Annotated in this window: 4 protein-coding genes; 3 read left to right on the forward strand and 1 reads right to left on the reverse strand. The window is 58.8% G+C overall.

Features of this window, described 5'->3' with window-relative positions:
* The 3 genes from Q0M35_RS17350 to ggpS form a co-directional block, all read left to right on the forward strand.
* On the forward strand, positions 1 to 568 hold a 568-nt coding region (locus Q0M35_RS17350), incomplete at its 5' end, for an NAD(P)H-dependent glycerol-3-phosphate dehydrogenase (protein ID WP_366519684.1).
* Position 569: 1 nt separating this feature from the next.
* Positions 570 to 1,331, forward strand: coding sequence for an HAD-IIB family hydrolase (locus tag Q0M35_RS17355; protein ID WP_295317514.1), 762 nt, complete (start codon positions 570 to 572; stop codon positions 1,329 to 1,331).
* Positions 1,332 to 1,334: 3 nt separating this feature from the next.
* Positions 1,335 to 2,849 carry a glucosylglycerol-phosphate synthase gene (gene ggpS / locus Q0M35_RS17360; protein WP_295317515.1) on the forward strand — a complete coding sequence of 505 codons (1,515 nt, stop codon included), beginning with the start codon at positions 1,335 to 1,337 and terminating at the stop codon, positions 2,847 to 2,849.
* A 32-nt stretch (positions 2,850 to 2,881) separates the two neighbouring features.
* Here the strand turns inward: ggpS and Q0M35_RS17365 are convergent.
* Positions 2,882 to 4,761, reverse strand: a 1,880-nt coding sequence (locus tag Q0M35_RS17365; RefSeq protein ID WP_295317516.1) for an Ig-like domain-containing protein, incomplete at its 5' end; no start/stop codon positions are given.

The raw sequence follows: 4,761 nt of genomic DNA on the forward strand, positions 1-4,761 counted from the left end.
GCTTTCGATGAGCACAGGATCCTTCAAAACTTATATTTCCGATGACCTCGTGGGCGTCGAAATCGGCGGCGCGGTCAAGAACGTGATCGCAATCGGTTGCGGCATGATGACGGGTGCAGGTTTTGCGGAAAACACCCGCGCGGCGCTGATCACCCGTGGCATGTACGAGATGAAGGTGCTTGCCGAAGCCCTGGGGGGACGGCGGGAGACTGTCACGGGGCTTGCGGGGGCCGGAGATCTGACGCTCACCTGTTCGAGCCAGACATCTCGCAACATGTCACTTGGCGTGCAGCTTGGCGAGGGACGCAAGCGGGCCGACTGTTTCGACGGGCGCGCTGTGGTGGTCGAGGGGGAGGCAAATGCCCGTTCGATTGTCGATCTGGCGCGGCGTGTTAACGTATCGATGCCGATCTGCGAAACGGTCGACGCGATCCTGCACGATGGCGCGGAACTGAACGAGGCTTTTGCCGCGCTCTGGACGCGCCCGATCGAGGGCGAACCACGCACGCTCGACATTTCGCTGCGCAATCCGGCGCGGCCCAGCCTCAGCAACCTGAACGGAGACTGATGTGAGTACTGATTTATCCGGACACAGATTTGTCCTGGCGACCGATCTCGACGGAACATTCCTTGGCGGCAGCAAGGCTGACCGGGCGCAGCTGTACAACTGGATTGAGGAAAACCGCACCACAGTCGGCCTGATCTTTGTCAGCGGACGGGATCCGGATTTCATCCATGAACTGTGCGGCAGCGGCGTGCCCTGGCCCGATTATGTGATCGGTGACGTGGGTACCACGATTGCCCGGGTCACACCCGGCCGCGAAATCGCACCCATCGAAGAACTTGAAGAAGACATCGCAGCACGCTGGAAAGACAGTGGAAACATGGTTCGCGAGACACTTGACGGACACCCCGGTCTTGAGGTGCAGACGACTGGTTTCCGGTACCGGGTCAGTTATGATTACGACCCTGAGCGCTTTGATCCTTCGGCGACCGATAAGATCGAAGCACTGGGCCTTGATGTGTTGATTTCGGACAACCGTTTCTTTGACGTACTGCCCGGTGGTGTGAGCAAGGGCCCGTCTTTGTTGCGCCTGCTGAGCCATCTGGATATCGCGACAGGCGATGTGCTGGCGGCAGGTGACACTCTCAATGACCTGTCGATGCTCGTGGCAGGCACCCCGGCGGTTGCCGTCGGCGGGTCAGAAAAACCGTTGCTTGATGCGCTGCCTGAGGCGGACCGCATCTTTCGCGCCGGAGACATCGGTGCGGCTGGTATTCTGGAGGCAGTGCGCTATTTTAACCTGCACGCTGCACCGGAAAAGGTCTGACCCATGCCCTCCGATCTTGTGATCGTCTACCACCGTCAACCCTATGAAGAAGTCGAGGAAAACGGGAAAACTGTTTTTCGTGAAAATAAGAGTCCCAACGGTATTGTCCCGACGCTCAAAAGTTTTTTCGGCACGGCAGAGCACGCATCCTGGATCGCCTGGAAGCTGGCCAAAGACCCCTCGAACCCGGAATTTGAGAAGGTCGTGGAGATTTCCGATGTACACGGCGATTACACCGTTTCCCGACTGCCGCTGACGCAAGAACAGGTCAGCAGCTTTTATCACGTCTCCTCGAAAGAGGCTTTCTGGCCGATTCTGCACAGCTTTAAAGAGAAGTTTAACTACGACCCCGTGGACTGGCCGACATTCCGGGAAGTGAACTGGGCCTTTGCCGAGGCAGCGGCGCGCGAGGCGGCACAGGGCGCGCGGGTGTGGGTTCATGATTACAATCTCTGGCTGGTGCCCGGGTATCTGCGCCAGCTGCGCTCGGATGTGACAATCTCGTTTTTCCACCACACGCCATTTCCGGCGGCGGATATGTTCAATGTGCTGCCCTGGCGGCGCGAAATCGTCAAAAGCCTTCTCGATTGTGACATCGTGGGCTTTCACATCCCACGTTATGCCGCCAATTTCGTCTCTGTCGCGCGCAGTATGTTTGATGTGGATGTGTTGCGCCGTGAAGCAGTGGGAGAGGATCTGATCTCGGACGGCACCGCGCTGAGCGAACGCAGCGCCCCGGTGCTGATCAGTTTTGAAGGCCGCGAGATATCAATCAGCTCATCCGCTGTAGGCGTCTCAGCCGGATTTATTGAAGGTCGTGCTACCGACCCCGCTGTGATCGATGCGGCAAAAGAGGTGCGCGAAGGCCTCGGAGACTGCCGGCTGATCCTCTCCGTGGGCAGAACCGATTATACCAAGGGCGGCGTGGACCAGCTTGAAAGCTTTGAGCGGGTTCTGGAGGACAATCCCGAGTTGCGCGGCAAGGTAAAGCTCATGCATGTCTCCGTCAGTGCTGACCGCAACATGTCGGCTTATGCGCGCACGCAGACCGGGATCGAAGAAACCGCAGGCCGTATCAACGGTCGTTTCGGCACGCTCGAGTGGCAGCCCATCGCGTTGATTTCACGGGCGATCCCTTTTGACGATCTGATCAAATATTACCTCGCGGCTGATGTGGCCTGGATCACCCCGCTCGTGGACGGGATGAACCTTGTCTGCAAAGAGTACGTGGCCGCGCGCACGGATGGTGACGGGGTACTGGTTCTGTCCGAGTTTGCCGGAGCGGCGGTTGAACTGAATTCGGCCGTGGTGACCAATCCGTTTTCGCACCGGTCCATGGATCAGGCGATCCTGCAGGCGCTGGACATGCCCGAAGAAGAGCGCCGGTCCCGCATGGCGGAACTGCGCCGGGTGGTGAAACTCTACTCGGTCGCGGCCTGGGGAGAGGAACAGCAGCGACAGTTTGACGAGGCTCTGGCGCGAAAGGCCGTTAAGACCGCGGCAACAGAATCCGCATAAACCTCATTGCCTGATTGGTGTAAGCGGGTGTCTCAGACGGTCGCGCCGTCTGATGCGGTCACAACCACATCACTGTCGATCGCCAGAGTGGCCAGCACTTCACCGGCACCACCCACATATTCATATATGGTGAGCGCGTTTCCGGCAGCATCGGTGACCCCGGAACCGGATACCTCGTTGAAGGCATCGCCGGCGGCAACCTCAAAATTGACCGTATCACCTGTATTACCGAGGATCGTGGCGCTTTCGGGTAACGCTGCTGCGAGCAGATCTTCGAGGCCTTCATCGGCCGTGGACGACAGATCGACAACATCCGCGAGCGAGAGTGTGAGCGTGTCATTCTGACCGTTTGTCATATCGACCACTTCGATATCAGTCAGGTCAAGGCTCGCAAGTACCGCGTTGATGTCCCCCACATCCCCGAGAAACAGAGTATCGCGCCCTGCCCCGCCGTCGATGATTTCGGTGCCCTGGGGTGCGTCGTTCACGTTTATTCTGTCATCACCGGCACCTGCAAGAATCACGTCATCCCCGGCGCCACCGTCGATCACGTCATTACCGCCGTACGCGAGGATAACGTCGTCGCCGCCTGCGCCGGAAACAGTATCCGCCTGATCGCTGCCAAAGAGCAGGTCCGCGCCGCCGAGCCCGGCAATATCCTGCGCGCCGGTGGCTTTGCCGATCTCATCTGACGAGAAAAGATCGATCTCAATCGTGTTGTCATTACTGTCGGTGCTGAATTTTGCCCGCACGCTGACACGGTTGGTCTCGCCCAGCAGAGCCGCGATATTTTCGATGGAGGCCAGTGGCAGTTCGTAATCCACACCCTCGACAATCAGCGCATCGCTGGTCTGGTCTGCTATGACCTGCACCGGCCCGCCATCTGCTTCAAGCTCAACGGTCAGAGAGACAAGCTGCGGATTGAAGAGCGCTGTTTCGAGGAGCCCGTCGGTCAGCTGATCAGGTGAGTCCAGTTCCTGCGCGCCCGGATCCACGATAAGCAGCTGGTCAAAATCGACATTGCCGATGCCGAAGGCACTGATAATCACCGGATCGCGCCCGTCTGCCGGATTTTTAAGAGACTCCACTGCGGTCTCCCAACCCCCGCTGGTGGGCCGCCCGTCCGTGAAAAATATCATGTAACCGGCTTCGGTCGCAGGCTCTGACAAAAGGAAATCTCCGGCTGCGATAAAAGCGTCGCTCCAGTTGGTCAGTCCGCCCAGATACGGCAGCGTGCTGATCGCATTATCAAGGCCGGGATCATTCAGATCATAGATTGCGGTTGCGGTCGTGCCTGAAGAGAAACTGATCAGCTGTATGTCGATGCTTGTTGTCGAGCCGTTGAACTGATCGCGCAGGATATCAACCGAGTCACCGATGGAGGACAGCAGCACATCCCAGTTGTTCTGAGAAATACTGCCCGAACTGTCGAGGACGAACACGACATTCACCGCACTGGTCTCTGCCGGTTCAATGACGTCGATGGCGATGGCACCTGCTGCTGTATCGGCGGAGGCCGCCGTGGTCAGCCCGATCGATACATTGTCGTCGCCGCTGGCGTCGCTGTTTTCGACGACAATATCGAGGCGCGCAGTTGAAATACCGCCCGCACCGTCATCCACCTGATAGGTGATGCGCTCGATCCCGAGGAACCCGTCGTCGGGCGTATAACTGAAACTGCCGTCAGGCGTCAGCGTCAGGGTGCCATCGTCCGGACCATCCGCAATGCTGAAAGTCAGCGTTCCGGCACCGTCCACGTCGGTTGCCGCAAGAACGCCGCCCACCGCCTGCCCGTCTACCGTCCCGACCACCGAGATCGGCACCAGCACCGGCTTATCGTTGGTGCCGGTGACGGCGACACTGACGGTCTGTGTAACCTGCTGTCCGGTCGCATCGGTCGCTACAGCTGTGA

The organism is Roseobacter sp. (assembly GCF_024639605.1).
Lineage (GTDB): Bacteria > Pseudomonadota > Alphaproteobacteria > Rhodobacterales > Rhodobacteraceae > Roseobacter.

Bases quoted from the DNA above. Each gene is read 5' to 3' on its own strand.
- ggpS (WP_295317515.1), top strand. From the start codon at position 1,335: ATGCCCTCCGATCTTGTGATCGTCTACCACCGTCAACCCTATGAAGAA.